This is a genomic window from Ruegeria sp. AP12, assembly GCF_056540025.1.
Genome location: NZ_JBQFVZ010000060.1, coordinates 1 through 1,418 on the forward strand (window position 1 = coordinate 1; position 1,418 = coordinate 1,418).

Consider the following 1,418-nt stretch of genomic DNA (forward strand, 5'->3'; position numbering starts at 1 on the left):
TCCAGCGCGGTATTGGCCAGCGCGATATCTTCTTCCAGCACAGGCGCATGGCCGCACCACTCGCTGACGCGGTGACCCAAGATGAGCGTGCTGTCACCCATTCTCAGCAGAAACTGCAGGAAGGCTTCGTCGCGGGTCATCACATCGCCCCCACTTCATCGGGGATGTCGAAGAATGTCGGGTGACGGTAGACCTTGCTTTCGCTGGGCTCATATAGTGGGCCTTTGTCACTGGGGGATGAGGCCGAGATGTTGTTCGCTTCGACCACCCAGATCGACACCCCTTCGTTTCGGCGCGTGTAGACATCGCGTGCGTTCTTGATCGCCATTTCTGCGTCTGGTGCGTGCAGTGAGCCGACATGGCGGTGGCTCATACCGTGCTGACCGCGGATAAAGACTTCCCATAGGGGCCATTCGTTTTTCATCGGGTTTCCTCCTCAGGTCAGGCTTATTCAGCGGCCACTTGACCGGCGCGTTTCTTCTTGGCGTGGGCCAGCAGGCCGTCGCGCACCCATTGCCCGTCGTCCCAGGCCTTGTTGCGCGCGGCCAGGCGGTCGGTGTTGCAAGGCCCGTTGCCTTTGATGACGTCAAAGAACTCGGACCAATCGGGTTCCGAGAAATCGTAATGGCCGCGTTCTTCATCCCATTTCAGATCCGGGTCGGGGACGGTCAGGCCAAGGAATTCGGCCTGCGGTACGGTCTGGTCGACGAACTTCTGACGCAGCTCATCATTGGTGTTCATTTTGATCTTCCAAGCCATGGATTGGGTCGAATGCACCGAGTCCTTGTCCGAGGGTCCGAACATCATCAGCGACGGGTACCAAAAGCGGTTCAGGGCATCCTGCGCCATCTTCTTCTGCGCAGGTGTGCCTTCGGCCATCTTGCGAATGGCATCGTATCCTTGACGCTGGTGAAAGCTTTCTTCCTTGCAGATCCGGATCATGGCACGCGAATACGGCCCGTAGGATGTCCGCTGCAACGGCACCTGGTTCATGATAGCGGCACCGTCTACCAGCCAACCAACCGCTCCGATATCGGCCCAGTTCAATGTTGGATAGTTGAAGATCGACGAATATTTCATCCGACCGTCCAGCAGCATCTCGGTCAGCTCATCCCGGCTGACGCCCAGTGTCTCCGCCGCGCAATAAAGGTAAAGCCCGTGTCCGGCCTCATCCTGCACCTTGGCCAGCAGGATCGCCTTGCGTTCCAATGTGGGAGCGCGCGTGATCCAGTTGCCTTCGGGCAGTTGTCCAACAATCTCAGAATGGGCGTGCTGTCCGATTTGGCGGATCAGCGTTTTGCGATAGCCTTGCGGCATCCAGTCTTTCGGCTCAATCTTGATGTCCGCGTCAATCTTTGCCTGAAACTCGGCAAGCTTTTCAGGGTCATCGTTTGTGGCCTCAGACTTAACCATTTGTG

At 57.5% G+C, this 1,418-nt stretch carries 3 protein-coding genes; all 3 read right to left on the reverse strand.

The genetic code is table 11. The features are described 5' to 3' along the window. A partial coding sequence (locus ACR0E6_RS21170) for a Phenylacetic acid catabolic protein (protein WP_480587008.1) occupies positions 1–140 on the reverse strand: 140 nt, incomplete at its 3' end. Then, the gene (gene paaB / locus ACR0E6_RS21175; RefSeq protein ID WP_142639870.1) at positions 140–424 is read right to left on the reverse strand and encodes a 1,2-phenylacetyl-CoA epoxidase subunit PaaB; all 285 of its coding nucleotides are present in this window, start codon (positions 422–424) and stop codon (positions 140–142) included. The genes paaB and ACR0E6_RS21170, both read right to left, overlap by 1 nt. A gap of 23 nt (positions 425–447) precedes the next feature. Continuing rightward, positions 448–1,418: 1,2-phenylacetyl-CoA epoxidase subunit PaaA (gene paaA, locus ACR0E6_RS21180; protein ID WP_480587005.1), on the reverse strand; the 971-nt coding region annotated here is incomplete at its 5' end.

Bases quoted from the DNA above. Each gene is read 5' to 3' on its own strand.
- paaB (WP_142639870.1), bottom strand. From the start codon at position 424: ATGAAAAACGAATGGCCCCTATGGGAAGTCTTTATCCGCGGTCAGCAC.